The organism is Kluyvera genomosp. 3 (assembly GCF_011765685.1).
Lineage (GTDB): Bacteria > Pseudomonadota > Gammaproteobacteria > Enterobacterales > Enterobacteriaceae > Kluyvera > Kluyvera georgiana_A.
The window spans coordinates 4,477,214-4,504,127 of the sequence record NZ_CP050321.1 but is presented as its reverse complement, the minus strand read 5'-3'; the positions used below and the strand labels follow the sequence as shown (position 1 = coordinate 4,504,127).

The 26,914-nt window shown below is 56.8% G+C and carries 29 protein-coding genes; 17 read left to right on the top strand and 12 right to left on the bottom strand.

Annotated features, from left to right (window positions below):
• The first annotated feature begins 30 nt into the window (after positions 1-30).
• On the top strand, positions 31-552 hold the full coding sequence (locus GY169_RS21025) for a GNAT family N-acetyltransferase (protein ID WP_167577028.1): 522 nt from the start codon (positions 31-33) through the stop codon (positions 550-552).
• A 36-nt stretch (positions 553-588) separates the two neighbouring features.
• Here GY169_RS21025 and yjgA read toward each other — a convergent pair whose 3' ends face one another.
• Positions 589-1,140, bottom strand: coding sequence for a ribosome biogenesis factor YjgA (yjgA, locus tag GY169_RS21020; RefSeq protein ID WP_064546960.1), 552 nt, complete (start codon positions 1,138-1,140; stop codon positions 589-591).
• A gap of 106 nt (positions 1,141-1,246) precedes the next feature.
• On the opposite strand from yjgA, the gene pmbA reads away from it, so the two are divergent.
• The 12 genes from pmbA to GY169_RS20960 all read left to right on the top strand — a co-directional run bounded on the left by pmbA (position 1,247) and on the right by GY169_RS20960 (position 12,055).
• The gene (gene pmbA, locus GY169_RS21015; RefSeq protein ID WP_167577027.1) at positions 1,247-2,587 is read left to right on the top strand and encodes a metalloprotease PmbA; all 1,341 of its coding nucleotides are present in this window, start codon (positions 1,247-1,249) and stop codon (positions 2,585-2,587) included.
• Positions 2,588-2,647: 60 nt separating this feature from the next.
• Positions 2,648-3,034 carry a cytochrome b562 gene (gene cybC / locus GY169_RS21010; protein ID WP_064546963.1) on the top strand — a complete coding sequence of 129 codons (387 nt, stop codon included), beginning with the start codon at positions 2,648-2,650 and terminating at the stop codon, positions 3,032-3,034.
• Positions 3,035-3,323: 289 nt separating this feature from the next.
• Positions 3,324-3,662 (top strand): glycine dehydrogenase, encoded by a 339-nt coding sequence (locus GY169_RS21005; RefSeq protein WP_077248635.1) that lies wholly within the window; start codon positions 3,324-3,326, stop codon positions 3,660-3,662.
• A 10-nt stretch (positions 3,663-3,672) separates the two neighbouring features.
• Entirely contained in the window at positions 3,673-4,035 is a 363-nt protein-coding gene (locus GY169_RS21000; protein WP_004206501.1) for an SFCGS family glycine-rich protein, read from the top strand.
• Between the two features lie 2 nt (positions 4,036-4,037).
• A complete protein-coding gene (locus tag GY169_RS20995; protein ID WP_163445807.1) occupies positions 4,038-4,337 on the top strand; it encodes a DUF4312 family protein in 300 nt (99 codons plus the stop codon).
• Positions 4,338-4,358: 21 nt separating this feature from the next.
• Entirely contained in the window at positions 4,359-5,135 is a 777-nt protein-coding gene (locus tag GY169_RS20990; RefSeq protein ID WP_167577026.1) for a DUF4311 domain-containing protein, read from the top strand.
• A 12-nt stretch (positions 5,136-5,147) separates the two neighbouring features.
• Positions 5,148-5,792, top strand: a complete 645-nt coding sequence (locus tag GY169_RS20985) for a DUF4310 family protein (protein ID WP_065358444.1) — start codon at positions 5,148-5,150, stop codon at positions 5,790-5,792.
• A 41-nt stretch (positions 5,793-5,833) separates the two neighbouring features.
• Positions 5,834-6,967 carry an amidohydrolase/deacetylase family metallohydrolase gene (locus GY169_RS20980; RefSeq protein ID WP_167577025.1) on the top strand — a complete coding sequence of 378 codons (1,134 nt, stop codon included), beginning with the start codon at positions 5,834-5,836 and terminating at the stop codon, positions 6,965-6,967.
• Positions 6,951-8,069, top strand: coding sequence for a DgaE family pyridoxal phosphate-dependent ammonia lyase (locus GY169_RS20975; RefSeq protein ID WP_167577024.1), 1,119 nt, complete (start codon positions 6,951-6,953; stop codon positions 8,067-8,069). Before GY169_RS20980 ends, GY169_RS20975 begins: the two co-directional genes overlap by 17 nt.
• Positions 8,066-8,806, top strand: a complete 741-nt coding sequence (gene dagF / locus GY169_RS20970) for a 2-dehydro-3-deoxy-phosphogluconate aldolase (RefSeq protein WP_167577023.1) — start codon at positions 8,066-8,068, stop codon at positions 8,804-8,806. The genes GY169_RS20975 and dagF overlap by 4 nt, the downstream gene beginning before the upstream one ends.
• A 164-nt stretch (positions 8,807-8,970) precedes the next feature.
• Positions 8,971-10,122, top strand: a complete 1,152-nt coding sequence (locus GY169_RS20965; protein WP_167577022.1) for a lactonase family protein — start codon at positions 8,971-8,973, stop codon at positions 10,120-10,122.
• Positions 10,123-10,144: 22 nt separating this feature from the next.
• Positions 10,145-12,055: a BglG family transcription antiterminator gene (locus tag GY169_RS20960; RefSeq protein ID WP_167577021.1), complete on the top strand. Its 1,911-nt coding sequence runs from the start codon at positions 10,145-10,147 to the stop codon at positions 12,053-12,055.
• Positions 12,056-12,072: 17 nt separating this feature from the next.
• Here the strand turns inward: GY169_RS20960 and nrdG are convergent, their stop codons facing one another.
• The 5 genes from nrdG to treR form a co-directional block, all read right to left on the bottom strand.
• Positions 12,073-12,537, bottom strand: coding sequence for an anaerobic ribonucleoside-triphosphate reductase-activating protein (gene nrdG, locus GY169_RS20955; RefSeq protein ID WP_167577020.1), 465 nt, complete (start codon positions 12,535-12,537; stop codon positions 12,073-12,075).
• A 108-nt stretch (positions 12,538-12,645) separates the two neighbouring features.
• Positions 12,646-14,784, bottom strand: coding sequence for an anaerobic ribonucleoside-triphosphate reductase (nrdD, locus tag GY169_RS20950; RefSeq protein ID WP_167577019.1), 2,139 nt, complete (start codon positions 14,782-14,784; stop codon positions 12,646-12,648).
• Between the two features lie 386 nt (positions 14,785-15,170).
• Positions 15,171-16,814, bottom strand: coding sequence for an alpha,alpha-phosphotrehalase (treC, locus tag GY169_RS20945; RefSeq protein ID WP_167577018.1), 1,644 nt, complete (start codon positions 16,812-16,814; stop codon positions 15,171-15,173).
• 55 nt (positions 16,815-16,869) lie between these two features.
• A complete protein-coding gene (gene treB, locus GY169_RS20940; RefSeq protein WP_163445798.1) occupies positions 16,870-18,291 on the bottom strand; it encodes a PTS trehalose transporter subunit IIBC in 1,422 nt (473 codons plus the stop codon).
• A 194-nt stretch (positions 18,292-18,485) separates the two neighbouring features.
• The gene (treR, locus tag GY169_RS20935) at positions 18,486-19,433 is read right to left on the bottom strand and encodes a trehalose operon repressor TreR (protein WP_167577017.1); all 948 of its coding nucleotides are present in this window, start codon (positions 19,431-19,433) and stop codon (positions 18,486-18,488) included.
• A 155-nt stretch (positions 19,434-19,588) separates the two neighbouring features.
• Between treR and mgtL the strand changes: the two genes are divergently transcribed.
• Together mgtL and mgtA are read left to right on the top strand one after the other, a co-directional pair.
• The gene (gene mgtL / locus GY169_RS23670; RefSeq protein WP_122983162.1) at positions 19,589-19,639 is read left to right on the top strand and encodes a mgtA regulatory leader peptide MgtL; all 51 of its coding nucleotides are present in this window, start codon (positions 19,589-19,591) and stop codon (positions 19,637-19,639) included.
• Between the two features lie 152 nt (positions 19,640-19,791).
• Positions 19,792-22,500, top strand: coding sequence for a magnesium-translocating P-type ATPase (mgtA, locus tag GY169_RS20925; protein WP_167577016.1), 2,709 nt, complete (start codon positions 19,792-19,794; stop codon positions 22,498-22,500).
• Between the two features lie 60 nt (positions 22,501-22,560).
• Here the strand turns inward: mgtA and ridA are convergent, their stop codons facing one another.
• The 4 genes from ridA to GY169_RS20905 all read right to left on the bottom strand — a co-directional run bounded on the left by ridA (position 22,561) and on the right by GY169_RS20905 (position 24,570).
• Entirely contained in the window at positions 22,561-22,947 is a 387-nt protein-coding gene (ridA, locus tag GY169_RS20920) for a 2-iminobutanoate/2-iminopropanoate deaminase (RefSeq protein ID WP_000047541.1), read from the bottom strand.
• A gap of 73 nt (positions 22,948-23,020) precedes the next feature.
• Positions 23,021-23,482 (bottom strand): aspartate carbamoyltransferase regulatory subunit, encoded by a 462-nt coding sequence (gene pyrI / locus GY169_RS20915; protein ID WP_163445795.1) that lies wholly within the window; start codon positions 23,480-23,482, stop codon positions 23,021-23,023.
• A 12-nt stretch (positions 23,483-23,494) separates the two neighbouring features.
• The gene (pyrB, locus tag GY169_RS20910) at positions 23,495-24,430 is read right to left on the bottom strand and encodes an aspartate carbamoyltransferase (RefSeq protein ID WP_163445794.1); all 936 of its coding nucleotides are present in this window, start codon (positions 24,428-24,430) and stop codon (positions 23,495-23,497) included.
• Positions 24,431-24,465: 35 nt separating this feature from the next.
• Positions 24,466-24,570: a pyrBI operon leader peptide gene (locus GY169_RS20905; RefSeq protein WP_191091012.1), complete on the bottom strand. Its 105-nt coding sequence runs from the start codon at positions 24,568-24,570 to the stop codon at positions 24,466-24,468.
• A gap of 264 nt (positions 24,571-24,834) precedes the next feature.
• Here GY169_RS20905 and GY169_RS20900 point away from each other — a divergent pair, with 264 nt between their 5' ends.
• Positions 24,835-25,287 (top strand): YhcH/YjgK/YiaL family protein, encoded by a 453-nt coding sequence (locus tag GY169_RS20900; RefSeq protein WP_163445792.1) that lies wholly within the window; start codon positions 24,835-24,837, stop codon positions 25,285-25,287.
• Between the two features lie 39 nt (positions 25,288-25,326).
• On the opposite strand, the gene argF is transcribed toward GY169_RS20900, so the two are convergent.
• A complete protein-coding gene (gene argF / locus GY169_RS20895; protein ID WP_167577015.1) occupies positions 25,327-26,331 on the bottom strand; it encodes an ornithine carbamoyltransferase in 1,005 nt (334 codons plus the stop codon).
• Positions 26,301-26,396, bottom strand: a complete 96-nt coding sequence (gene argL, locus GY169_RS23665) for a putative translational regulatory protein ArgL (RefSeq protein WP_411908129.1) — start codon at positions 26,394-26,396, stop codon at positions 26,301-26,303. The genes argF and argL overlap by 31 nt, the downstream gene beginning before the upstream one ends.
• Positions 26,397-26,491: 95 nt before the next feature.
• Here argL and rraB point away from each other — a divergent pair, with 95 nt between their 5' ends.
• Positions 26,492-26,911, top strand: a complete 420-nt coding sequence (gene rraB / locus GY169_RS20890) for a ribonuclease E inhibitor RraB (RefSeq protein WP_163445790.1) — start codon at positions 26,492-26,494, stop codon at positions 26,909-26,911.
• The last annotated feature ends 3 nt before the right edge of the window (positions 26,912-26,914 follow it).

Sequence of the window (26,914 nt, the reverse complement as noted above, 5' to 3'; positions counted from 1 at the left end):
CAATACAACACTCTCCCTCGGTACCCAAACATGCTCACCGCCAAAAAAATCACGACCACCGACTCCCCCTTATTCCCTCCGCTCGATGCCCTCTATACCCACGCCTTTCCGTGGCACGAACAGCGCGAACTCCCCGCCAAACAGCGCGCACTCCACGACCCGCACTACGCGCTGGAAGCGTGGTTCGACGGTGAGCTATTCATCGGGATGAGCGGGACATGGGCATTTGACGGCTATATCTACATTGAACATCTGGCCGTTGACAGCAGCCTGCGCTCACAGGGCTACGGTAAGCGCCTGCTGGGGCAGGTTCTTAAGCGCGCGCCGACAACGATTCTGGAAATCGACCCGCTGACCACCGAGATTGCCCACAAACGTCTGCGTTTTTATGAGGGGATGGGGTTCTTCGCTAACCCGTGGCCGCATACGCACCCGACCTATCACGCCGGTATCGCCGATCACGTATTAATTGTGCTGAGCTATCCGCAGCCGATTGACGAGGCGCAGTACCAGCGTTTCAACGATGATTTACGTCGGGTGGTGATGGCATAAAAAAATACCCTCACTAAGAGGGCATTTTACGGAAGCTTATTCCTGGTTTTCAGACAGCTCGCGCAGATACTGGAAGATCTGGCGGGAAGATTTCGGCGGCTTGTTGCCGGCTTTTTCTTTCCTGGCGTTACGCACCAGCGAACGCAGCTGTTGGCGATCGGCGGCAGGCCACAGGTTCATCACTTCTTCGATGGCTTCATCGCTACCGTCGACCATACGATCGCGCAGTTGCTCCAGCTTGTGGAACACAACCACCTGCTGGTTGTGACGGTTTTTCAGCTTATCCAGCGCCTGGCGGTAAGGTTCAACGTCACGCTGACGCAGCATTTTACCAATCAGCTGCAGCTGGCGGCGGCGGCCTTCCATCTTAATGCGCTGCGCCAGTTCAATGGCGGCACGCAGGTCGGCGTCCAGCGGGATTTTATCCAGCGCGTTCTTACCAAGCTCAACCAGTTCTACCCCAAGCTTTTTCAGCTCTTCGGCATCACGTTTAATTTCACTCTTGCTGACCCAGATAATTTCATCATCTTCGTCCTCGATATCATCACCGGGGACTTCGTCGAGCCAGTCTTCGGGCTGCTTTGTCATTTCAGGCTCCTTAAAAAAGAGGCTAATACTAACAGCTTGAGCGCATACTGAGAAAGGGTTCTCTGTTAGACTTCATTTAACTTTACCTCAGATTATGGCTTAGACGATGAAAGTGATCACACAAGTTGCGGAACAACGTATTGCGCTGGAAAAAGCGGTCTCCACGGCACTCGAGCTGGCAGCCGCTCAATCGGACGGCGCGGAAGTCGCGGTCAGTAAGACCACCGGTATCAGCGTCAGCACGCGCTACGGTGAAGTTGAAAACGTCGAATTCAACAGCGATGGCGCGCTGGGCATCACCGTTTATCACCAGAATCGTAAAGGCAGCGCCTCCTCTACAGACCTGAGCCCGGACGCCATCGCCCGTACCGTACAGGCGGCGCTGGATATTGCCCGCTACACCTCGCCGGACCCGTGCGCGGGCGTGGCGGACAAAGAACTGCTGGCCTTTGATGCGCCGGATCTTGACCTGTTCCACCCGGCGGAAGTCTCACCGGATGAAGCGATTGAACTGGCGGCCCGCGCTGAGCAGGCTTCCCTGAAAGCCGACAAACGCATCACCAACACCGAAGGCGGCAGCTTCAACAGCCATTACGGCATTAAAGTGTTCGGCAACAGCCACGGTATGTTGCAGAGCTACAGCTCAACCCGTCATTCCCTTTCCAGCTGCGTAATTGCCGAAGCGAACGGCGACATGGAGCGTGATTACGCTTACACCATTGGCCGCGCGCTGGGCGACCTGAAGTCTCCGGAATGGGTCGGCGAAGAGTGCGCGCGTCGTACCCTGTCGCGCCTGGAACCGCGCAAACTCTCCACCATGCAGGCGCCGGTCATTTTCGCTAATGAAGTGGCGACCGGGCTGTTCGGTCACCTGGTCGGCGCGATTGCCGGTGGCTCGGTGTACCGTAAATCGACCTTCCTGCTGGACTCGCTGGGCAAGCAAATTCTGCCGGAATGGCTGACCATTGAAGAGCATCCGCATCTGCTGAAAGGGCTGGCTTCGACGCCGTTCGACAGCGAAGGCGTGCGTACCGAACGTCGCGACATTATTAAAGACGGTATCCTGACCCAGTGGCTGCTGACCAACTACTCCGCGCGCAAGCTGGGCCTCAAGAGCACCGGTCACGCGGGCGGCATCCACAACTGGCGCATCAAGGGCCGCGGCCTGAGTTTTGAAAAGTTGCTTAAAGAGATGGGTACGGGTCTTGTCGTCACCGAACTGATGGGGCAGGGTGTTAGCGGCATCACCGGCGACTACTCGCGCGGTGCCTCAGGTTTCTGGGTGGAGAACGGTGAAATTCAGTATCCGGTGAGCGAAATCACCATCGCGGGCAACCTGAAAGATATGTGGCGCAATATTGTCACCATCGCCGACGATATTGAGACACGGAGTAATATCCAATGTGGTTCCGTACTGTTGTCGGAGATGAAAATCGCCGGGCAGTAATCACGTGTTGGGCGCATCCTGCTGCGCCCGTTCGCTTAAATAATAAAAAGGAAGTGAGCAATGCGTAAAAAACTGGTAGCGATGCTGGCGGTCTCCGCGCTGGCACTGGGTTCGGCTTCAGCGTTCGCCGACCTGGGTGAAGATATGGACACCCTGGCGGAAAATCTGCAGGTGGTGCAGAAAACCTCCGACGCGGGTGAACTGAAAGCGGCGCTGACGAAGATGCGCACCGCAGCAGAAGACGCCAAAAAAGAGACCCCGCCGAAGCTGGAAGGCAAAGCGGCTGACAGCGCGGAAATGAAAGACTATCGTCATGGCATGGATACGCTGATTGGTCAGATTGACGGTGCGCTGAAGCTGGCGAACGAGGGCAAAGTGAAAGAGGCCCAGGCCGCTGCGGAAGATTTCAAAACCACCCGCAACGAGAACCACAAGAAGTTCCGCTAACGCCTTTTCCGGAAGGTGTCGCCCGATGCCTTCCGTCTTTCTCCCCCGTAAAACTTCATCGATATCACACTTTTCACCTTCATTTTGCCATTCGTCTTTCCAATGACCTTGTCCCTCAGACGTGACATTCATCACGCGAATATATCGAAATCGTTATTTTCGTGGCGAATGTGTGAATCCGATCACTCAGGCCGTCTACCTTTCCACTTCGAAGTGGAAAACAACTCGCTACAAACTCCCATCCCCCAGCGTTAGGTTTATCCCCAGAGACATTAGCGGGGTAACACGAGTGAATAACGGAGCGGTAATACACGACGCAGGGGAGCAGGCGCTACAGACCGAACGGCTGGCCGACAAAATGTTGCAGCAGGTGTTCGCACTGTTACGCCGCCGCGATATCACCCCTAACGATGTGCAGGAGCAAATGCTGACCTCCCACGTGCGGGCCATGGCCCACCGGTCAATCAGCGGCGAGCCGCTGCCGGAAGTGGATGCCAGCCTGTTTGAAGAGATTTCTGACGATTCAATGATGCTTGCCCGCGAAGTGGTCGCGGCGTTTGGCAACCTGCCTGATGAAGAGGCCTGGCTGCTGTCCGTTCACTTCGAAGTAGCAAAAGACAACCTGTAAGGAGCAACAAATGGAACAGATCACCGTAGTAATTGGCGACCGCCTGGGTAAAGGACAAAAAGTTGCCGCTGGCGCGGAAAAAGCCGGTGCTCGTGCAGTGGTGGTACCGGGCGTGGCCGCCGATATGAAGCTGGGCGACATGATGAAGGCCGAGAACGCGACCTTCGGTATCTCCTTCTGCGGCAGCGGTGGTGCGGGGGCTATCACCGCGCAGACCAAATATGGCTACAAGGCGAAATACGGCATGCGTTCGGTGGAAGAGGGCGTGACTGCCATCAACGAAGGCTGCAACGTGCTGGGCTTCGGCTTTATGGACAAAGAAGAGCTGGGCGAACGCCTGGTAGAGGCCTGGAAGAAGAAGTACGGCGCTTGAGTATGAAAGAGCAATTCACCACCACGGTGAGGGTCACGGGCAAAGGCGAGAGCAAAACACGGGCGTTCGCCGATGCCCTGAACCACGTGCAGGCTGCGGTGATGAAAACATCATCGCATATCTTACTGCGTATTGAGCCACAGGATGTGCAGGTTGTTCATGCGCGCGAAGCGGTACGAAAAGAGGCGTTCTTATTCTTCTTTTTACGCCGTGAACGACGAGCGTACAGCGTGGAGCTGGACGTTACCGTCAACGTGACCGCCATTGATATCGATAAAGTGGATTTCGTCACGCAAACCTGATTTTTACCAAAGGGTCAGACTATGTTCCTGATAATTTTAATAAAATCGCTCATCATCGGCGGCCTGGTTGGCGTCGGCGTGGGCGCCGGAGCGGCACGCATGTTTCACGCGCCCACCACGCAGGGGATGGGGGCGTTTCGTACCTTGGGCGAGCTGAACTCCTGTGAAGGCGATCCGGCTTCCCACTTCTCGTTTGGCCTCGGTTTCTTCTTTAACGCCTGGGCTTCTTCCGTTGCAGCAGGCTCCTTCACCCAGGACGTTGACCACCGCATTATCCCGAACTGGGGCGCGGCTGCGTTGATGCTCAAAAACCGCAACGTCGGTGAGACGCTGCATGACCCACGCAAAATGGCGATTGCCTGCGGCATCATCGGCATGATTGTCGTGGCCTTCCTTAACCTGACGGCCTCTTCCGTTCCGCAGGCGTTGCAGGTCACCGCCGTGAAGGTGCTGGTTCCGGCGGCCAACCTGCTGGTCAACACAGTGATGCCAGTTATCTTCTGGCTGGCGGCGATTGATGCCGGTAAGAAATCAGGCTTCTGGGCCACCATCTTCGGCGGCGCGGCGCAGCTGATTATGGGTAACGCCGTACCGGGTCTGGTACTGGGCATTCTGATTGGTAAGGGCGTTGAAGAGAGCGGCTGGCATCGCGTCACCAAAGTGATGATGGGCGCCATCGTTGCGCTGTTCGTTCTGAGCGCCTTCTTCCGCGGTTTCGACATGAAGATGATTGAATCCTTCCACCTGACCGTACCGAACTGGCTGGATCTGATCCACAGCTCAATCAGCGGCAAATAACGGGAGCCTGACATGGAACAAAATAAAGGTTTTTGGTATGCCGACTGGTCGTTCCCGATCTTCGTTGGCCTGCTCTCCTCCGGCGTGTTTGCCGGGACGCATATGTACTACCTCTACGGCATCGGCGCCTTCAACGAAGTGGCCTTCGTGGCGATGCTGAAAGCCGGGATTGATACCGGGGCTTACGGCGCGGTGGCCGCGTTCGGCGCGAGCTTCCTGTTTGCCCGAATCATTGAAGGTTCGCTGGTGGGGATTCTGGACATTGGCGGCGCGATTCAGACCGGCGTGGGCCTCGGCGTTCCGGCGCTGCTGCTCGGCGCGGGCATCATGTTCCCGGTGACCAACTTTATCGCCTCCTTGATTACCGGGCTGGTGATTGGTCTGGCGATTGGCTACATCATCATCCTGGCGCGTAAATTCACCATCAACCAGAGCGATTCCACCTACGGGGCCGACGTGATGATGGGCGCGGGTAACGCCTCCGGCCGCTTCCTTGGCCCGTTGATTATCCTCAGCGCGATGACCGCCTCGATTCCCATCGGCATCGGTTCTCTGGTTGGCGCACTGCTGTTTTACATCTGGCAGAAGCCGATCACCGGCGGCGCGATCCTGGGGGCGATGATCCTCGGTTCCATCTTCCCGGTAGCGATTAGCTAAACCCTGCGGGCGCGCGGCGCCCGCCTTAACAGGAGAGAGATATGTTTGATTTACTCCTGCGCCGTGCGCGCCTCGTCGACGATACCCTGACTGATATCGCCATCAAGGACGGTTCAATCGTGGCGCTGGGCGAGATTAGCGCGCCTGCCCATAAAACCATTGCGCTGGACGGGAAATACTACGCCAGCGCCGGCTGGATTGACTCCCACGTCCACTGCTACCCGAACTCACCGATTTATCACGACGAACCGGACAGCGTCGGTATCGCTACCGGCGTCACCACCGTGATTGATGCAGGCAGTACCGGCGCGGATGACGTGGACGATTTCTACCAGTTGACCCGCAAAGCTGCGACCGACGTCTATGCGCTGCTCAACATCTCCCGCGTGGGGCTGATTGCCCAAAACGAACTGGCCAATATGGCCAATATCGATGCGGAAGCGGTGAAGCAGGCGGTGGCGCGCCACCCGGACTTTATCGTCGGCCTGAAAGCGCGCATGAGCAGCAGCGTGGTCGGCGAAAACGGCATCACGCCGCTGGCGCGTGGCAAAGCCATCCAGCAAGAAAACGGCGACCTGCCGCTGATGGTGCACATTGGCAACAACCCGCCGAACCTCGATGAAATCGCCGAACTGCTGAGCGCTGGCGACATCATCACCCACTGCTACAACGGCAAACCGAACCGCATTCTCACCCCGCAAGGGGAGTTGCGGGGCTCTATCGTGCGTGCGCTGAAGCGCGGTGTACGGCTCGATGTCGGTCACGGCACCGCCAGCTTCAGCTTTGAGGTAGCGCGCCGGGCGATTGCGATGGGTATTCTGCCGCACACCATCAGTTCTGATATCTACTGCCGCAACCGTATCGACGGCCCGGTACGCTCGCTGGCGCTGGTGATGTCGAAATTTCTCGCCATCGGTATGTCGCTGCCGCAGGTGATTGATTGCGTGACCTGTCATGCCGCCGAGGGTTTACGCCTGACGCACAAAGGACGACTGGCAGTCGGTTACGACGCGGATATCACGCTGTTTACCCTCGCGCAGACGCCAACGGTGCTGGTGGATGCCGAAAAAGAGAGCCTTCAGGCTGACAAGATTCTGCTGCCGCTTGCTGCGATTCGCGCGGGCAAGGGCTATTTGACCGAACAAGGGAGCGCGGAAAATGCCTTCAATTTTTGAAAAATACGATTTAAAGCAAGTGATTAACACCTCCGGCCGCATGACCGCACTCGGCGTCTCTACGCCGCGCCCGGAAGTGGTGGAAGCCGCGATGGCGGGCATGAACCAGTACTTTGAGATGAAAGATCTGGTCAATAAAACCGGTGCCTATATTGCGAAGCTGCTGGATGTTGAAGGGGCGACCGTGGTGTCCTGCGCGTCCTCCGGTATTGCGCAATCCGTGGCGGCGGTGATGGTGAAAGACAACGACTGGCTGCTGGAAAACCTGCATGTCACCCCGATTGAGAACAACGAAATCGTGCTGCCGAAAGGCCACAACGTCAACTTCGGCGCGCCGGTCGGCACCATGGTGGCGCTGGGCGGCGGCAAGCTGGTGGAAGCGGGTTATGCCAACGAATGTTCTGCCGACCAACTGGCGGCGGCGATTACCCCGCGTACGGCGGCCATTCTGTATATCAAGTCTCACCACTGCGTGCAGAAAAGCATGCTTAACGTGGCGCAGGCCGCCAGCGTGGCGCGTAGCCATAACCTGCCGCTGATCGTTGATGCGGCGGCGGAAGAGGATCTGCATGCCTACTATCGTGCGGGGGCGGATCTGGTTATCTACAGCGGGGCGAAGGCGATCGAAGGGCCAACCAGTGGTCTGGTGATTGGTAAAACCCAATACGTCGAGTGGGTGAAGCGCCAGTCGATGGGCATTGGACGTGCCATGAAGGTCGGTAAAGAAGGCATTCTGGGCCTGACCTGCGCCATTGAGCACTATCTGACGGCGACCAAAGAGAGCGGTGAAGAGATGGTGGAGAAGATGACACCGTTTATTAACCAGCTCAACACGCTCAACGGCGTCACCGCGCGTGTGGTGTGGGATAGCGCGGGCCGCGATATCGCCCGTGCGGAAATTAAATTTGATGAAGCGGCGACCGGCGTGAATACCGGTGAGCTGGTGCAGGCGCTGAAGCAGGGCGAATACGCCATCTACTTCCGTGGCTATAAGGCCAATGAAGGCATTATCGAAGCTGATGTCCGCAGCGTGGATGCGCAGCAGTTAGCGATTGTTGCTCGCCGTATTGCAGAAGTTCTGAACAAGGAGAATCACGCATGAAACTGACCCCAAACTTTTACCGTGACCGCGTCTGCCTGAACGTGCTGGCCGGTAGCAAAGATAACGCCAGCGAGATTTATGAAGCGGCGGAAGGTCATGTGCTGGTGGGCGTGCTCTCCAAAAACTATCCGGACATCGCCAGCGCGGTGGCCGATATGCGCGAATACGCAAAGCGGATTGATAACGCGCTCTCCGTCGGGCTGGGCGCGGGCGACCCAAACCAGTCGGCGATGGTCAGCGAAATCTCCCGTCAGGTGCAGCCGCAGCACGTTAACCAGGTCTTCACCGGCGTGGCGACCAGCCGCGCGCTGTTAGGGCAGAACGAGACCGTGGTCAACGGCCTGGTCTCCCCAACCGGCACCGTCGGCATGGTTAAGATCTCCACCGGCCCGCTGTCCAGCAACGCGCCGGACGGTATCGTGCCGCTGGAAACCGCGATTGCCCTGCTGAAAGACATGGGCGGCAGCTCGATTAAGTACTTCCCGATGGGCGGCCTGAAGCACCGTGATGAGTTTATTGCGGTGGCGCAAGCCTGCGCGCGCCATGATTTCTGGCTGGAACCGACCGGCGGGATCGATCTGGAAAACTACGGCGAGATCCTGAAAATTGCGCTGGATGCGGGGGTAAGCAAAATTATCCCGCATATTTACAGCTCAATCATTGATAAAGACAGCGGCAATACGCGTCCGGCGGACGTGCGTCGGCTGCTGGAGATAACCAAACAGCTTGTTAAGTAGTGCCGATAGCCCCTCACCCCGACCCTCTCCCCACAGGGGAGAGGGAGAAAACCGACCGTGCCTTTGGCGCCTATCGTGCGTAAAAGTACCGAATGGTCCCCTCGCCCCTTTGGGGAGAGGGTTAGGGTGAGGGGAATAACCCACCGAACCATCAAGGAGTCACCATGCCAACCGCTCGTCATCTGCTTGTTGCTTCACTCTCTTTGCTTGCTACCACGGTTACCGCCCAAACCCAGTATGCCTGGGTCGGCACCTACAATCCCAATGGCGAAGGTCTATACCGTTTTACGCTGGATGGTAAGACTGGCGCGCTACACGATAAAGCGCTGGTGAGTTCCCTGCCCAACGTCGCGCAGCTTACCGTCAGCCCTGATGGTAAGACGCTGTATGCCGCCAGTGAGGTGGAAAAAGGCGTGGTGCAGGCGTGGAGCATCGCCGCGAACGGCGAGCTTAAAAGCCTGAATCAGGTGGCCTCCGGCGGCGCGGGGCCGGTCTATCTCTCCTTGACGCCGGATGGTCGTCATCTTCTGGTCGCCAACTACGTGAGCGGGTCGATCGCGGTGCTGCCGGTGAAAGAGGACGGTAGTTTGGGCGAGGCGGTAGATGTGCATCAGGATCAGGGCCCGGCTGGCGCGGCGCGCCCGGCAGCCGCAGCGGAGGGGAGTTTTGCCATCAGCGATCATAATGGCCCGCACGCGCACATGGTTGCCAGCGATCCGAGCGGTCAGTTTGTGTATTCCACCGATCTGGGGCTGGACCGCATCTACCAGTATCGTATGGACCGCGCCAGCGGCAAGCTGACGCCAAACGATCCGCCATTCATCGCCGCCTCCTCGGCAGGGGCAGGGCCGCGACATTTTGTCTTTACGCCAGCAGGTGATGGGCTATGGTTGATTAATGAAGAATCCTCCACGCTGACCTTTTATCACCTCGATAAACAAAGCGGCCAGCTGCGCGAAGGCAAGACGGTTTCAGCATTGCCAAAAGAGTACAAAGGCACCAGCTTTGCCGCAGGTCTGGTGTTAAGCCAGGACGGCAAGCAGCTGTATGTCGCCAATCGCCTCCACAACAGCATCGCTCACTTCACCGTGATGGCCGACGGCAGCCTGTCTCACCAGGAAGATATCTGGACGCGTGGCGACTATCCACGAACGCTAACGCTTGATAAGCAAGGACATTGGCTATATGTCATGAATCAGCGTAGCGATAATATTACTCGCTTTAGCGTGGCGCCGAAGGACGGCAAGCTGACGTTTTCACCGGACTATACGCCGGTTGGCAGCCCGTCTCAGATGGTGATTTCCACGCAACCTTAAGCCGTAACATGAAGGAACCGACATGCGATTTCCCAACCAACGTTTAGCGCAACTCTTTACCCTGCTGCAAAACGAAACGCTGCCCCAGGATGAGCTGGCGCAGCGGCTGTCGGTCTCAACCCGTACCGTACGCGCCGATATCACTGCGCTCAATGCGCTTTTGATGCATTACGGCGCGCAGTTTGTGCTGACGCGTGGCAGCGGCTACCAGCTAAAAATCGACGATCCCATGCGCTACCAAACGCTGGAAGAGAGTGCGCCGAAAACGCAGCATATTCCGCGTACCGCTCAGGATCGCGTGCACTTTCTGCTGGTGCGCTTTTTAACGTCGGCGTTCTCCATCAAGCTTGAGGATCTGGCTGACTCGTGGTTTGTCAGCCGCGCCACGTTGCAGAGCGATATGGTCGACGTACGCGAGCATTTTCAGCGCTATCAGCTGACGCTGGAGACGCGCCCGCGTCACGGCATGAAGCTGTTCGGCAGCGAAGTCTCTATTCGCGCTTGCCTGACCGATCTTCTGTGGGAGCTAAGCCAGCAGGGGCCGCTGAACCCGCTGATTCGTGAAGAGGCGTTTGATGCCAGTGTGCCAACCTTGCTGGAAGGCACGCTGCAGGAGACGTTAACCCGTCACCATGTGCGTCTGACCGATGCGGGCGAACGTTTTATTTGTCTGTATGGTGCGGTGGCGGTACGCCGCGTACGCGACGGGTATCCGTTGGCGGATTTCAGCGCGGAAGATGTGGCGCAAAACGTGCGCGATGTCGCCCATGATTTCGCCAATACTCTGCAACAACTGGCAGGGAAAGGTTTTTCGCCGGCGGAAGGGGAGTGGCTGTGCGTGCACCTTGCCGCCCGCCAGGTGCAGGACGTCGACCCGGAAACCATTAGCGCTGACGATGACGAGGCGCTGGTGAACTACATTCTTAGCTATATTAATCAGCAATATAACTACAATCTACTGAACGACGCCCAGCTGCATGCCGACCTGCTGACCCATATCAAAACCATGATTACCCGGGTGCGTTACCAGATAATGATCCCCAACCCGTTGCTCGATAACATCAAGCAGCACTATCCCATGGCCTGGGACATGACGCTGGCGGCCGTCTCCAGTTGGGGAAAATATACGCCGTACGCCATCAGTGAAAACGAGATTGGTTTTCTGGTGCTGCATATTGGCGTCGGGCTGGAGCGCCACTACAACATTGGCTATCAACGTCAGCCGCAGGTGCTGCTGGTCTGCGATGCGGGTAACGCGATGGTGCGGATGATTGAAGCTATTTTGCAGCGTAAATATCCGCAGGTAGAAATTGGCGCCACGCTCTCCCAGCGCGAGTACGAACAGCGGGCGACGGTGGCGGAAGATTTCGTCATCTCGACGGTACGTATTAGCGAAAAAGATAAACCCGTTATCACGATTGCGCCGTTCCCCACCGACTATCAGCTGGACCAAATCGGTAAGCTGGTGCTGGTGGACCGTACCCGCCCATTTATGCTCAACAAATACTTCGATGAAGCGCATTTCCGCGTGATAGACGCGCCGATGGATCAGCAAACCCTGTTTGCCGAGCTATGCCAGCAGTTGCAGCAGGAAGGTTTTGTTGATGCCGCATTCCACGCGTCGGTGGTGGAGCGTGAAGCCATTGTCAGCACCATGCTCGGCGACGGCATTGCGCTGCCGCACGCCTTAGGACTGCTGGCGCAGAAGACCGTGGTGTATACCGTTATTGCTCCCCACGGTATCGCCTGGGGCGACGAAACCGCACACATCATCTTCCTGCTGGCGATCAGCAAAAGCGAGTATGAAGAGGCGATGGCTATCTACGATATTTTTGTCACCTTCCTGCGCGAGCGAGCGATGGCGCGCCTGGCAGCGACCCGCAGCTTTGATGAGTTTAAGGCGGTGGCGATGGAGTGCGTCAGCCGGTTTTAAACGGCTGACGAAAGCGATTAACGCAGGTGGTGAACCACCTGATTGCTGCTGCCGCGCCAGATCAGCGCCGGGTCTTTTAAATCCTGCACAAACTTACCGTCAACCAGCACGTTGATCAGGTCGACGACCTCCATCTGCGCGGCATTAAGTTCGTCAATCTTGTAACCGGTCCACACCCAGATATCTTTGCCTGGGCATTCAGCGTGGATGCGCTGCACCAGTTTGAGGATCTCCGGCACATTTTGCGGATGCAACGGGTCGCCGCCGGAGAGCGAAATTCCCTGGCGCTTGACGCGGGTGTCGTTAAGGTCGGCGATGATGCGGTCGGCCATCTCGGCGGTGAACGGCTGGCCAGAGTTCACGCGCCAGGTGCTCTTGTTATAGCAGCCAGGACATTCGTGAACGCAGCCGGCAACAAACAGGGTGCAGCGCGTGCCGGGGCCGTTGACGATATCAACCGGATAGTATTGATGGAAGTTCATTTTCGCGTTCCAGATTTTTGGCCGGTATACGGTCGTACAGCGAGCGGTAAAACGGTTCCCTCTCCCCTGAGGGGAGAGGGCTAGGGTGAGGGGATAAACCGCCCGGCCTTAACCGAGCTGCCCGTTACCCAGGTGCTTAACGCGGCGCTTCACTTCTTCCTGTTTACCGGCGTTGAACGGACGAGCATCCGGGCTGCCGAGGTAGCCGCACACGCGGCGGGTGACCGACACGCGAGCCGCGTCATGGTTACCGCATTTCGGGCAGGTGAAGCCTTTGCTGGTGCACTCGAACTCACCGGTAAAGCCGCACTCGTAGCATTCGTCGATCGGCGTGTTGGTGCCGTAGTACGGCACGTGCTGGTAGCTGTAGTCCCACACGTCTTCCAGCGCTTTCAGGTTGTGCTGAATGTTCGGATATTCGCCGTAGCAAATGAAGCCGCCGTTCGCCAGCGGCGGGTACGGTGCTTCAAAGTCGATTTTGTCGTACGGGTTAACTTTCTTCTCCACGTCGAGGTGGAAGCTGTTGGTGTAGTAGCCTTTGTCGGTAACGCCTTCCACCACGCCAAATTCGGCGGTGTCGAGACGGCAGAAGCGGTCGCACAGGTTTTCGCTTGGCGTGCTGTACAGGCTGAAACCGTAGCCGGTTTCCTCTTTCCAGTGGTCAACGGCATCGCGCAGACGCTGAACGATCGCCACGCCTTTTTCACGCAGCATTTCGTTGTCGTACATATGCTGATTGCCGAACAGCGCGTTGATGGTCTCGTGGATACCGATGTAGCCCAGAGAGATAGAGGCACGACCGTTTTTGAAGATTTCTGAAACGTCGTCGTCGGCTTTCAGACGCACGCCGCAGGCCCCTTCCATGTAGAGGATTGGCGCGACACGGGCTTTCACCCCTTCCAGGCGAGCAATACGGGTCATCAGCGCTTTACGCGCCAGCACCAGACGTTCGTCCAGCAGTGACCAGAACGCGGCTTCATCACCTTTCGCTTCCAGCGCAATACGCGGCAGGTTAAGGCTGATCACGCCGAGGTTGTTACGCCCATCATGCACCTGCTCGCCGTTTTCATTCTCCCACACGCCGAGGAAGCTGCGGCAGCCCATCGGAGTTTTAAACGAACCGGTGACTTTCACCACCTGATCGTAGTTGAGGATGTCCGGATACATGCGCTTGCTGGCGCACTCCAGTGCCAGCTGTTTGATGTCGTAGTTGGCATCGCCCGGCTTGTGGTTCAGGCCGTCGCGAATGGCGAACACCAGCTTCGGGAACACCGCGGTTTTGCGGTTTTTGCCGAGGCCCGCGATACGATTACGCAGAATGGACTGCTGAATCAGACGCGATTCCCAGCTGGTGCCGAGGCCGAAACCAAAGGTCACGAACGGGGTCTGGCCGTTGGCGGTATGCAGCGTGTTGACTTCATACTCCAGCGACTGGAAGGCGTCGTAGCACTCTTTCTCCGTGCGGGAACGAGCGTATTCTTCCGCGTTCGGAATCTGCCATTCGTTGGCGATTTTACGGTGCTTGTTGAAGCTTTCAGTGACGAACGGCGCCAGCACTTCATCAATGCGGTTGATGGTGGTACCGCCATAAATGTGGCTGGCGACCTGCGCGATAATCTGCGCGGTTACCGCCGTGGCGGTCGAGATGGATTTCGGCGGCTCAATTTCCGCGTTACCCATTTTGAAGCCCTGGGTCAGCATGCCTTTCAGATCGATCAGCATACAGTTGAACATCGGGAAGAACGGCGAGTAGTCGAGGTCGTGGTAGTGAATCACGCCGCGCTCGTGCGCCATGACCACGTCGTGCGGCAGCAGGTGCTGGCGAGCGTAGTGTTTGGCGACGATACCGGCCAGCAGGTCGCGCTGGGTCGGGATCACTTTGCTGTCTTTGTTGGCGTTTTCGTTAAGCAGCGCCGAGTTGGTCTGCTCAACCAGACCGCGAATTTCTTGGTTCAGGCGGCCGCGCTTCTCGCGCTGGCTGTCGCGGTCATGGCGATATTCGATGTAGGCGCGAGCGAGCTGTTTGTACGGCCCGGACATCAGCTGGTTTTCAACGGCGGTCTGGATTTCGTTGATATCAACCTGCGACTGGTCCTGCATTTGTTGGCTAACGATTGCTGCGACGGTGGCGCAATAGTCTGCGTCATCGACTCCCGCTGCTTTAGCTGCACGCAGAATTGCTTCTTTGATGCGCTCTGATTTGAACGGCACTTTACAGCCATCTCGTTTCATCACATGCGGTGTCATGATCACTCCAATATTTATAAGAACAGGTTATCCACAGAGGTGGGAAAACAGCGATTGGCGTATTTACTCCATTAACCAATACTTTCCCCCGCGTGCGGCCTAGGTTATCCACATACCGGCTATCTTTTTCGTGATTCTCATTGTGCAATGATAGACGATAAATACCATATGTAGGGCCGGGACGCATTTTAAGTTCTATATGTAGTGATTTGCATCAAAGATGTTTGCGCTTTTATTGATTCAGAACAAAGTAAAAATGCAAGAGTACAGATGACAGGCGTTGAGGGTAATGTAAATTTTTATGCTCAAGAAGTGTCCAAAAAAGGACCGAAAAACAGCGGGATGCGAAGAAGCCCGGCAGCAGGGCGCTACCGGGCCGCGGAGGTTTAACGCTGTAGCCACCAGATGGCTTCAAACGGTCGCAGCGTCATGCCGGCTGGAGTGGCGTAGTTGCTCATCAGCACCTCGCCATCGGTGGAGCCCGCCGGTGGCTCCCAGTCCTGCGGCTCGCCGCTGAGGTTCGCGGCGACCAGCAGCGTCTGCCCCTGCCACTGACGGCGGTAACACCACAGCGACGGATGCTCCGGCAGCAGATCCTGGTAGTCGCCCCAGGTCAGCACCGGTTCGGATTTACGCAGTGCAATCAACTGCTGGTAGGCGTAAAACACGGAATCAGGATCGGCCAGCGCACCTTCAACGTTGATGTCGGCAAAGTTATGGCTGACGCCAATCCACGGTTCGCCAGTGGTAAATCCGGCGTTAGGGCTGGCATCCCACTGCATCGGCGTACGGCTGTTGTCGCGGGATTTGCTGGCCAGAATCGCCAGCAGTTCGTCGGCATCGCGCCCCTGCGCCAGCAGCTCGTTATACATGTTGTGGCTTTCAACGTCGCGGTACTGCTCTATCGTCGTGAAGTGCGGGTTGGTCATGCCAATTTCTTCGCCCTGATAGATGTACGGCGTCCCCTGCATGCCATGCAGCACCATCGCCAGCATCTTCGCCGCCGTGATGCGATATTCACCTTCGTCACCAAAGCGGGAGACGATGCGCGGCTGGTCGTGGTTACACCAGAACAGCGCGTTCCACGCCCGGTTGTGCATGCCTTGCTGCCAGTGACTAAACAGTGATTTCAGCGCCACGAAATCCGGACGCGCCAGCGTCCACTTCTCGCCGCCAGGGTAGTCCACCTTCAGGTGGTGGAAATTAAAGGTCATCGACAGCTCTTTACCGTCGAGAGAGGCATATTGCTGACAGTTTTCGAGGGAGGTGGAGGACATCTCGCCGACGGTCATCAGGCCGCGCGGGGTAAAGACATCGCGGCTGAACTCCTGCAGGAACTCATGCGCGCGTGGGCCGTCGGTGTAAAAGCGGCGGCCGTCGCCCTGATGATCGTCCGGGAAGGACTGGTCTTTAGAGATGAGGTTGATAACGTCGAGACGCAGGCCATCGACGCCGCGATCGGCCCAGAACTCACAGACCTTTTTCAGCTCGGCGCGTACCGCCTCGTTTTCCCAGTTGAGATCCGCCTGCTCGGTGGCGAACAGATGCAGATAGTACTGCCCGCTGGCCGCATCCCACTGCCAGGCGTTGCCGCCAAACTTCGAACGCCAGTTATTCGGCGGGGTGTCCGGGGTACCGTCGCGCCAGATATAGAACTGGCGGTACGGGCTCTCTTTATTCAGCGATTCTTTAAACCACGCATGGTGGGTGGAGGTGTGGTTGAGCACCATGTCCAGCACGATACGAATGCCGCGCTGATGTGCTTCGGCAACCAGCTTATCAAAATCGTCGAGCGTGCCGTAAGAGGGGTCGATCTCGGTGTAGTCAGCAATATCGTAACCGTTATCCACCTGCGGAGAGACGTAGAACGGTGTTATCCAGAGGGCATCAACGCCGAGCTTTTGCAGATAGTCGAGTCGTGAGGTCACGCCGCGCAGATCTCCCGTTCCGCTGCCAGTCGTGTCCTGGAAGCTTTTCGGGTAGATCTGGTAAATCACGCCGTTTTGCCACCAGTGAGGTAGTGTATTCATTGGGTTGTCCTCGAATAAGAATCAGGGGCGCAAATGCGCCCCGAAGAAGATGTGTTTACATGACGGGCAGCGTGCCCTGACTCTCTTTGCGCTTGTATACCATCATGGTCAGAATAATCGGCACGACCACGGCGATGATCATCGCGATGCTATAAACGCCCCAGAAGGTCGGTTTGATTGACAGGATGCCCGGCAGGCCGCCGACGCCGATACCGTTCGCCAGCACGCCGTACAGGCCGCACAGCAGGCCCGCGATACCGGAACCAATCATCGCGCAGAGCATCGGGAAGCGGTACTTCAGGTTGATCCCGTACATGGCCGGTTCGGTGACGCCGAGGTAGGCAGAGATCGCCGCCGGAACGGAGATTTCACGCTCTTTAGCCTTACGACTGCAGATGATAATGCCGACGACGGCAGAGGCCTGCGCGATGTTCGACAGGGCAATCATCGGCCACACCGGGGTGCCACCCATGCTCTGAATCATCTGCATATCAATCGCCAGCGTGGTCTGGTGCACACCGGTAATCACCAGCGGCGCATACAGGAAGCCGAACAGCGCGGCGCCAATCGGTGCGAAGCTGCCGGTCAGCAGGTGACGCACGGCGAAGGCAACGCCATCGCCAATCAGGCGACCGAATGGCCCGATAATCGCGTGAGCAAGGAATACCGCCAGAATCAGCGAGCACACAGGTACGATAACGAGGTACAGGTAGTCCGGCACGATGCGCTTAAGGCGCGTCTCAATAAAACCGAGGGTCAGACCCGCCAGCAGCGCCGGGATAACCTGCGCCTGGTAGCCGACTTTAGCGATGGTAAACAGGCCGAAGTTCCACACTTCCGGCACCTGCTGACCCAGCAGATAGGCGTTCATCAGTTGTGGGGAAACCAGCGTCACGCCGAGCACGATGCCGAGAATCGGCGTACCGCCCATTTTCTTCACCGCCGACCAGCAGATACCGACTGGCAGGTAGAAGAAGATAGCTTCGCCAATCAGCCACAGGAAGTCATAGATGGTTTGCAGCGACGGGTGCATCTGCGCCAGCGTCTGGCCGTTGCTCATCGGTAGGTCGCCGATCACGTTACGGAAGCCTAAGATCAAACCCCCGCTGATCAGCGCCGGCAGCAGCGGGAAGAAGATCTCGGCGAAGTGGGAGATCATCTGCTCGTGCCATTTCATGTTCTGGCGCGCCGCCTGTTTGGCTTGCTCTTTGTCCACGCCGGTCTGGCCGGTGGTGGCGAGCAGCGCCTGATAGTAGTCGCCCACTTCGGTGCCGATCACCACCTGGAATTGCCCGGCGTTGGTAAAGCAGCCCTTCACCATAGGCAGTTCTTCGATGGCTTTCGGATTGGCTTTGGCCGGATCGTTCAGCACAAAACGCAGGCGCGTGATGCAATGGCTGACGGTGGCGATGTTTTCGCGTCCGCCAACCAGCTCGATAAGTTTATCGATGTTCTTTTGTTCTATTTTTTTGCTCATGATAGGGCCTTCAAACAGAGATAAGATCTCCCCGATAACCGCCAATTCAGACTGCCCTGGTATGGGTAACCTGACGGACTCAGGATATGAACAGTGAGTAATACGCTGAATATAAGCGTAGCGGGTTTACGCATTTGGGAAAATGGGAACGTTCCCGAAACGCAGCAAAGATCACATTAAAGCAGACTTTACGCTTAGGCGAGGATGGCGGGGATCACTATCTGCTGCGGTTCGCGCTTACCGCCGATCAGGGCGATCAGCTGTTCTGCGGCGCGGCGTCCGGCCTCGGCATAGCCGGGATCGACGGTGATAATTTCTGGATGCAGGAACTTGGTCAGCGGGGTGTTGCCGACGCTCGCTAGCTGGACGCTCTCGATGCGCTGTTCCTGGAAATATTTGCTGACGCCCAGCGCCAGGGTATCGGTGGCGCAAATGAGCGCAGTGGTCTCGGGGGCAATGACCTCACGTGCGAAGTCGTAGCCCTGTTTCATCGCCAGGCCCGGTAGCGCGGCCATCGGCGTGAGCTGATGGCGCTGGCAAAAGGTCTGATAGGCATCATGACGGCGCTGTCCGGTGGTGACATCGCTCGGTGGTACCCCGAGGAAGCTGATATGGCGGTGGCCGCGTTCATACAGGCGCTGCATCAGCAGTGTGATGGCGCCGTGATCGTCATAGCAAACTGAGGAGAAACCGCTGGCATCGCGGGCCATCAGCACCAGAGAGGGCTGCCAGTTGGCCAGCGTCTCTTCGGTGACGCCGGTAAACCCAAACAGGATCACGCCATCGATATTGCGGCGCTTGAGCATCGCCAGATGTTCTACGACCTTTTCGGGCGAGAACTGGCTTTCCATCATAATGGGGTCGTAGCCCTGCTCGTAGAAGGCGGGCAGCATGGTTTGCACCGCCAGGTTTTCCGACAGCGAATCCAGGCGAGTGACGATAATGGCGACCACTTTATCGCTTTGCCCGCGCATGGCGCGCGCGGAGCGAGAAGGGGAGAAGCCGTGCTGGAACATCACCGCTTCCACGCGCTCGCGGGTACGTTCACTGACGCCACTTTCGTTATTCAGCACGCGGGAGACGGTTGATTTGCCAACACCGCTCAGGCGAGCGATGTCTTTGATGGTCAGCCGATTTTGCATATAGTTGCCCCACGTGAATATTTTACCGTCAGACCCGATGGTTGACGTGCCGTTGAATTACCTGCCGTTATTATATCGCCCTAATAGCCACAAAACTTATGATTTTCTGCGTATAATGCGCGGCGTTTTCTACTATCAACCTTACCGGAGGCTTTATGGATCCCGATCCCACACCTCTCTCGCGCTGGAGAGTAACGTTCCGGTAAGTCAGTTTTGCGCTGCCTTGCCGATGATGTGAGGCAGTGACATTCCTTAATCATGTCCCTGCAAGATAAAAATTAAGTGCCTGTGCGGTACAGATTAGCTGTGCCCGTAGGCCTGACTGCGGTCGCGTCTGGCGACTGCAGGGGGATTTTGTATGCTGAAAAATTTAACCCGGCAGCTGTTCGCACAGCTTGGCCGCCACCTTCCGCGCCGTCTGGTACAGCGCGATCCGATGCCGACTCAGCAAAGCGTCGCCCATACGCCGATTCCATCCTCGCTCAGCGAGCACTGCCTGAAAATGGCCCGGCTCAATGAACAGGAACTGTGGCACACCTTTAACACGCACCCGGAAGGGCTGAACGCGGCTGAAGTCGAGTTGGCGCGCGCCACTCACGGTGAAAACCAGCTGCCGGCTCAGCAGCCGCAGCCGTGGTGGGTGCATCTGTGGCTCTGCTACCGTAACCCGTTCAATATTCTGCTGACCGTGCTGGCTGCCGTCTCCTACGCCACAGAAGACCTGTTCGCCGCGGTAGTGATTGTGCTGATGGTGGGTATTTCTACGCTGCTGAACTTTGTCCAGGAAGCCCGTTCGACCAAAGCGGCGGATACCCTGAAAGCGATGGTGAGCAACACCGCGACGGTGCTGCGCGTCATCAATGACAAGGGCGAGAGCAACTGGGTGGAACTGCCTATCGACCAGCTGGTGCCGGGCGATATTATCAAGCTTGCCGCCGGGGATATGATCCCGGCGGATCTGCGCGTGATTCAGGCGCGTGACCTGTTTGTGGCCCAGGCATCGCTGACCGGAGAATCCTTGCCGGTTGAGAAAGTGGCGCAGACCCGCGAGCCGCAGCAAACCAACCCGCTTGAGTGCGACACCCTGTGCTTTATGGGCACCAACGTGGTCAGCGGCACCGCGCAGGCGATGGTGATTGCCACTGGCGCCAACACCTGGTTCGGGCAACTGGCCGGGCGTGTGAGCGAGCAGGAGAGCGAGCCGAACGCCTTCCAGAAGGGTATCAGCCGCGTCAGCATGTTGCTGATCCGCTTTATGCTGGTGATGGCGCCGATTGTACTGGTGATTAACGGCTACACCAAAGGCGACTGGTGGGAAGCGGCGCTGTTTGCCCTCTCCGTAGCCGTTGGCCTGACGCCAGAAATGCTGCCGATGATCGTCACCTCGACGCTGGCGCGTGGCGCGGTGAAGCTGTCAAAACAGAAGGTTATCGTCAAGCACCTCGACGCCATTCAGAACTTTGGCGCGATGGATATTCTCTGCACGGATAAAACGGGCACCCTGACGCAGGATAAAATCGTGCTGGAGAACCATACCGATGTCTCCGGCAAGGTGAGCGAGCGCGTGCTGCAAACCGCGTGGCTGAACAGCCATTACCAGACCGGGCTGAAGAATCTGCTGGATACCGCGGTGCTCGAAGGCGTCGATGAGGCGGTAGCGCGCCAGCTCTCGACCGACTGGCAGAAAATCGATGAGATTCCGTTTGATTTCGAACGCCGCCGCATGTCGGTGGTGGTGAGTGAAAAGCCGGACGTGCACAAGCTGATTTGCAAAGGCGCGTTGCAGGAGATTCTCAACGTTTGCACCCAGGTGTATCACAACGGCGAAATCGTGCCGCTGGATGAGACCATGTTGCGCCGCATTAAGCGCGTGACCGACACCCTGAACCGTCAGGGGCTGCGTGTGGTCGCCGTGGCGAGCAAATACCTGCCGTCCCGTGAAGGCGACTACCAGCGCATTGATGAGTCTGACCTGATCCTCGAAGGTTACATCGCCTTCCTCGATCCGCCGAAAGAGACCACCGCGCCGGCGCTGAAAGCGCTGAAGGCCAGCGGCATTACGGTAAAAATTCTCACCGGCGACAGCGAGCTGGTGGCGGCAAAAGTGTGCCACGAAGTTGGGTTGGACGCGGGCGAAGTGATTATCGGCAGCGATATTGAGCACCTCAGCGATGACGAACTGGCGCAGCTTGCGGCACGCACCACGCTGTTTGCCCGTCTGACGCCGATGCACAAAGAACGCATTGTGACCTTGCTGAAACGCGAAGGGCACGTGGTGGGCTTTATGGGTGACGGCATCAACGATGCCCCGGCGCTGCGCGCGGCGGACATCGGTATTTCCGTGGATGGCGCGGTGGATATCGCTCGTGAAGCGGCCGATATTATTCTGCTGGAAAAGAGCCTGATGGTGCTGGAAGAGGGCGTGATCGAAGGGCGTCGTACCTTCTCGAACATGCTCAAATACATCAAGATGACCGCCAGCTCGAACTTCGGTAACGTCTTCAGCGTGCTGGTGGCCAGCGCCTTCCTGCCGTTCCTGCCGATGCTGCCGTTACACTTACTGATTCAGAACCTGCTGTACGATGTATCCCAGGTGGCGCTGCCGTTCGATAACGTTGACGATGAGCAGATTCGTAAACCGCAGCGCTGGAATCCGGCGGATCTGGGGCGCTTTATGGTGTTCTTCGGGCCGATCAGCTCTATCTTCGATATTCTGACCTTCTGCCTGATGTGGTGGGTATTTAAGGCCAATACCCCGGAAATGCAGACGCTGTTCCAGTCCGGCTGGTTTATTGAAGGGCTGCTGTCGCAGACGCTGATTGTGCATATGATTCGTACCCGCCGCATTCCATTCGTGCAAAGCCGCGCCGCCTGGCCGCTGTTCGCGATGACGCTGCTGGTGATGGCGGTCGGTATCGCGCTGCCGTTCTCACCGCTGGCAAGCTACCTGCAATTGCAGCCGCTGCCGCTGAGCTACTTCCCGTGGCTGGTGGCGATTCTGGTGGGTTATATGACGTTGACTCAGATGGTGAAAGGGTTCTTTAGCCGCCGCTATGGCTGGCAGTAATCCCGCGTATAACATCAAAAAAGGCAGCCATTGGCTGCCTTTCTTCATACTGCATCGAAATTAGCGACGAACGGCAATCGCTTCGATTTCAATCTTCACGTCTTTCGGCAGGCGCGCCACTTCAACGCAGGAACGCGCCGGGAAGGTGGCATTGTGCTCGGTGAAGAACGCTTCGTAAGTGGCGTTAACGGTCGCGAAATCGTTGAGATCTTTTACGAAAACGGTCGTTTTTACGATATCGCCCACTTTCAGGCCCGCGGCCTCAACGATCGCTTTGACGTTTTCCAGCGACTGACGCGCCTGTGCGGACACGTCTTCCGGCACGCTGCCGGTTTTCGGGTCAACCGGGATCTGACCGGAAGTGATGATCATGCTGCCCAGGTCAACGCCCTGAACGTATGGGCCGATAGCTGCTGGTGCATTTTCCGTCGCAATAGTTTTGCTCATGATATCTCCAGATGAACTGCAGTAATTAGGTCGTAGCCATTATAGGGACGCCTAATTCCAATACCAACCGCAATTAGTTGGCCAGCACCACATAATGGGAAAACTCTTTTTCACAGTATTTGCATTTGAGTGCAACGTCATCGGCGCGTTTTTTCACTGCAAAGCTGGAGGAAACCGGCTCAGCGTGGCTGATGCAGTTGCTGTTTGGGCACACCAGCACGCTCTCAATACGATCCGGCAGGCTCGGACGCGATTTGCCCACCACTTCATAGTTGTCGATACGGTTCACGGTAGCCTGTGGGGCGTACAGCGACAGTTGGTTAACCTGCTCATCAGTGAGGAAGGTATTCTCAATTTTAATCAGATCTTTGCGGCCCATTTCACCGGACGGCAGGTTCAGACCGATGGTGATGCGCTGGTCAGTTTCGGTCAGCTTGAACAGCGTCAGCAGTTTAAAACCGACCTGTGCCGGGATGTGGTCGATCACGGTGCCACGTTTGATGGCTTCTACCTGCAATTTGTTGTCGTGTGTCATCGTCATTCCCTCTTACAGAGCCAGTTCGCTATTCAGTACCAGTGCCAGTAACGCCTGGCGGGCGAAGATGCCGTTGCCGGCCTGCTGGAAGTACCAGGCGTGCGGCGTCTTATCGACATCGGTAGTGATCTCGTCAATGCGCGGCAGCGGGTGCAGCACTTTCATATTGTCGCGTGCGCCGACCAGGTCTGCGGCGCGCAGGACAAACTGCGCTTTCACGTTGGCGTATTCGGACGGGTCGAGACGTTCTTTCTGCACGCGGGTCATGTAGAGAATGTCGACCTCGGCCATCACCTCTTCAATGGCGCTATGCAGGCTCCAGGCGATACCTTTCTCGTCGAGCATATCGAGGATGTACTGCGGCATCGCCAGCGCGTCCGGGGCGATGAAGTAGAAGCGGTTACCGTTAAATTTCGCCAGCGCCTGGGTCAGTGAATGTACGGTGCGGCCATACTTCAGGTCACCAACCATCGCGATGTTGAGATTTTCGAGACGGCCCTGGGTTTCCTGAATGGTGAACAGATCCAGTAGCGTTTGCGTCGGGTGCTGGTTTGCGCCGTCACCGGCGTTGAGTACCGGAATACCGCCGGAGAATTCGGTCGCCAGACGCGCCGCGCCTTCCTGCGGGTGACGCATCACGATGGCGTCGACGTAGGTGCTGATGACGGAGATGGTGTCAGCCAGGGTTTCGCCTTTTTTGCCGAGCGAGGTGTTGGCGCTGTCGGAAAAACCCACCACGCTGGCGCCCAGGCGATGCATGGAGGTTTCAAACGAGAGGCGGGTACGCGTCGAGGCTTCGAAGAAACAGCTGGCAATGACCTTGTGCTTCAGCAGCTCCGGCTGCGGATTGGCTTTCAGTTTAGCGGCGGTCGCCAAAACCAGCTCAAGGTCTTCGCGGCTGAGATCGTTTATGGAAATGATGTGTTTTTGATACAGCGGATTAGCCATGTTTATCTCCTGACGACGGCGCAAAAAAAAGCCCCTTAAATAAGGGGCTTTACGAATACGGATGCAACGGAAAGGAAAAACGGCAGGCCAGCGTCTTTTTTCAGACGCGGTAAGACGCGATGTCGTACACACTGAACCATAATTCCTCCCGGCAAAACGGCTGGCATTATACGCAGCTTTGGTAAGGGATCAAGCGCTGAATTCACATTTTAATCAACGAAAACGATTCTCATAGAATGAGTATTCGCTTTTTATGCATTTAAATTCTTAGCGCCACTCGCCTGGCACAAACTGTGCGCTAAACCGGCAGGACCGCAATAACAGGGTAAAAAGTGCTGGTATGGTATCGCGAATTTACGTATAACAACTAAAAATTGAAACATCGTTTTATTTATGGAGTCATCATGATTATTGGCAATATTCACAACGTGCAGTCCTGGCTGCCGGAAGAACTGCGTCAGGCGATTGCCTACATTAAGGCTAACGTTACCGCGGAAACCCCGGAAGGGAAATACGACATTGACGGTAACCGTCTGTTTTATATGGTTTCAGAAAACATGACCGAGCCATTTGCCGAGCGTCGCGCCGAGTATCACGCGCGTTACCTGGATATCCAGGTGGTGCTGAGTGGTCAGGAAGGGATGGCGTTCAGCACCCAGCCTGCGGGCAAACCGGACACTGACTGGCTGGCCGACAAAGACATCGCTTTCCTGCCGGAAGGCGTGCAGGAAAAAATGGTAGTGATGAGCGAAGGTGACTTCGTGGTGTTTTACCCGGGTGAAGTACACAAACCGCTGTGCGCTGTCGGCACGCCGGCGAAAGTGCGTAAGCTGGTGGTGAAACTGCTGGTTGCCTGAGAAGTCACGCCCTGACCGTCAGGCCAGGGCGTAGCCCGCTTATTGGCTCAGCGTCGCCACCATCACGGCTTTGATAGTGTGCATGCGGTTTTCAGCTTGATCAAACACGATGCTGGCTGGTGATTCAAAGACCTCGTCGGTCACTTCCATCCCACCGTGCATACCGTACTCAGCGGCCATTTTCTTACCCAGCGTCGTCTGGTCATCATGGAATGCAGGCAGGCAGTGAAGGAATTTGACCTGCGGGTTGCCGGTCAGCTTCATCATGGCGCTATTCACCTGATAGTCGCGCAGCAGCGCAATACGTTCCGCCCACTTCTCTTTGGCTTCGCCCATCGAGACCCACACGTCGGTATAGATAAAATCGGCCCCTTTTACGCCTGCGGCGATATCTTCCGTCAGCGTCACGTCGCCGCCGTTTTTCTGCGCCAGCGCTTTACACTCGGCCACCAGGCTCTCTTCCGGCCAGCACGCTTTTGGCGCCACAAGGCGCAGATCCAGTCCGGTTAACGCTGCGGCTTCCAGCATGGAGTTACCCATGTTGTTGCGCGCGTCTCCGGCATAGACCAACGTCATTTCGTTGAATGCTTTGCCCGGCAGATGTTCCTGCATGGTTAGCAGGTCCGCCAGCAGCTGCGTCGGATGGAATTCGTCGGTCAAGCCGTTCCACACCGGCACGCCGGAGTACTCGGCCAGCGTTTCGACCACTTCCTGGCCGTAGCCGCGATACTGAATGCCGTCATACATGCGGCCCAGCACGCGCGCGGTGTCTTTAATCGACTCTTTATGGCCAATCTGGCTGCCGCTGGAACCAAGATAAGTGACGCGAGCGCCCTGATCGTAAGCGGCAACTTCGAAAGAGCATCGGGTGCGGGTCGAGTCTTTTTCGAAGATGAGCGCGATGTTTTTACCGGTCAGGTTCGGCGACTCCGTGCCGCTTTTTTTATCCGCTTTTAGTTTTGCCGCGAGTTGCAGCAGCGTGGTGATTTCTGCAGGGGTAAAATCGAGTAATTTTAAGAAGTTCTTTTTATACAGAGTAGACATTTTTCCCTCACCTGGCTCAAGCCACTTATTGAATTAAAATTCACTTTATATGTATGAATATTCATTTGCAACCCCAATAACAAATCTTTATCGGAAAGGTGGAGGCAATGGCAACGGTATGTGACAATAAGAGTATCAGCCACATTATGAGGAAAGAGCCATGGCAAACCCGGAACACCTGGAAGAGCAGCGTGAAGAAACACGTCTGATTATTGAAGAACTGCTGGAAGACGGCAGCGATCCTGACGCGCTGTACACCATTGAGCACCACCTTTCCGCCGACGATTTCGAAAGCCTGGAAAAAGCGGCAGTCGAAGCGTTCAAGCTGGGCTATGAAGTGACTGAGCCGGAAGAGCTGGAAGTGGAAGAAGGCGACACCGTGATCTGCTGCGACATCCTCAGTGAATGCGCGCTGAATGCCGAGCTGATTGACGCACAGGTTGAGCAACTGATGAACCTGGCCGAGAAATTTGAAGTGGAATACGACGGTTGGGGCACCTACTACGAAGACCCGAACGGCGAAGAAGGCGATGACGACGAAGATTACGTCGACGAAGAAGACGACGGCGTACGTCACTAAGTC

What these genes read in the sequence shown, in the direction of transcription:
- GY169_RS21025 (WP_167577028.1), top strand. Translation starts at nt 31, where the DNA reads ATGCTCACCGCCAAAAAAATCACGACCACCGACTCCCCCTTATTCCCT.
- yjgA (WP_064546960.1), bottom strand. Translation starts at nt 1,140, where the DNA reads ATGACAAAGCAGCCCGAAGACTGGCTCGACGAAGTCCCCGGTGATGAT.
- pmbA (WP_167577027.1), top strand. Translation starts at nt 1,247, where the DNA reads ATGAAAGTGATCACACAAGTTGCGGAACAACGTATTGCGCTGGAAAAA.
- cybC (WP_064546963.1), top strand. Translation starts at nt 2,648, where the DNA reads ATGCGTAAAAAACTGGTAGCGATGCTGGCGGTCTCCGCGCTGGCACTG.
- GY169_RS21000 (WP_004206501.1), top strand. Translation starts at nt 3,673, where the DNA reads ATGGAACAGATCACCGTAGTAATTGGCGACCGCCTGGGTAAAGGACAA.
- GY169_RS20995 (WP_163445807.1), top strand. Translation starts at nt 4,038, where the DNA reads ATGAAAGAGCAATTCACCACCACGGTGAGGGTCACGGGCAAAGGCGAG.
- GY169_RS20990 (WP_167577026.1), top strand. Translation starts at nt 4,359, where the DNA reads ATGTTCCTGATAATTTTAATAAAATCGCTCATCATCGGCGGCCTGGTT.
- GY169_RS20985 (WP_065358444.1), top strand. Translation starts at nt 5,148, where the DNA reads ATGGAACAAAATAAAGGTTTTTGGTATGCCGACTGGTCGTTCCCGATC.
- GY169_RS20980 (WP_167577025.1), top strand. Translation starts at nt 5,834, where the DNA reads ATGTTTGATTTACTCCTGCGCCGTGCGCGCCTCGTCGACGATACCCTG.
- GY169_RS20975 (WP_167577024.1), top strand. Translation starts at nt 6,951, where the DNA reads ATGCCTTCAATTTTTGAAAAATACGATTTAAAGCAAGTGATTAACACC.
- dagF (WP_167577023.1), top strand. Translation starts at nt 8,066, where the DNA reads ATGAAACTGACCCCAAACTTTTACCGTGACCGCGTCTGCCTGAACGTG.
- GY169_RS20965 (WP_167577022.1), top strand. Translation starts at nt 8,971, where the DNA reads ATGCCAACCGCTCGTCATCTGCTTGTTGCTTCACTCTCTTTGCTTGCT.
- GY169_RS20960 (WP_167577021.1), top strand. Translation starts at nt 10,145, where the DNA reads ATGCGATTTCCCAACCAACGTTTAGCGCAACTCTTTACCCTGCTGCAA.
- nrdG (WP_167577020.1), bottom strand. Translation starts at nt 12,537, where the DNA reads ATGAACTTCCATCAATACTATCCGGTTGATATCGTCAACGGCCCCGGC.
- nrdD (WP_167577019.1), bottom strand. Translation starts at nt 14,784, where the DNA reads ATGACACCGCATGTGATGAAACGAGATGGCTGTAAAGTGCCGTTCAAA.
- treC (WP_167577018.1), bottom strand. Translation starts at nt 16,814, where the DNA reads ATGAATACACTACCTCACTGGTGGCAAAACGGCGTGATTTACCAGATC.
- treB (WP_163445798.1), bottom strand. Translation starts at nt 18,291, where the DNA reads ATGAGCAAAAAAATAGAACAAAAGAACATCGATAAACTTATCGAGCTG.
- treR (WP_167577017.1), bottom strand. Translation starts at nt 19,433, where the DNA reads ATGCAAAATCGGCTGACCATCAAAGACATCGCTCGCCTGAGCGGTGTT.
- mgtA (WP_167577016.1), top strand. Translation starts at nt 19,792, where the DNA reads ATGCTGAAAAATTTAACCCGGCAGCTGTTCGCACAGCTTGGCCGCCAC.
- ridA (WP_000047541.1), bottom strand. Translation starts at nt 22,947, where the DNA reads ATGAGCAAAACTATTGCGACGGAAAATGCACCAGCAGCTATCGGCCCA.
- pyrI (WP_163445795.1), bottom strand. Translation starts at nt 23,482, where the DNA reads ATGACACACGACAACAAATTGCAGGTAGAAGCCATCAAACGTGGCACC.
- pyrB (WP_163445794.1), bottom strand. Translation starts at nt 24,430, where the DNA reads ATGGCTAATCCGCTGTATCAAAAACACATCATTTCCATAAACGATCTC.
- GY169_RS20905 (WP_191091012.1), bottom strand. Translation starts at nt 24,570, where the DNA reads ATGGTTCAGTGTGTACGACATCGCGTCTTACCGCGTCTGAAAAAAGAC.
- GY169_RS20900 (WP_163445792.1), top strand. Translation starts at nt 24,835, where the DNA reads ATGATTATTGGCAATATTCACAACGTGCAGTCCTGGCTGCCGGAAGAA.
- argF (WP_167577015.1), bottom strand. Translation starts at nt 26,331, where the DNA reads ATGTCTACTCTGTATAAAAAGAACTTCTTAAAATTACTCGATTTTACC.
- argL (WP_411908129.1), bottom strand. Translation starts at nt 26,396, where the DNA reads ATGAATATTCATACATATAAAGTGAATTTTAATTCAATAAGTGGCTTG.
- rraB (WP_163445790.1), top strand. Translation starts at nt 26,492, where the DNA reads ATGGCAAACCCGGAACACCTGGAAGAGCAGCGTGAAGAAACACGTCTG.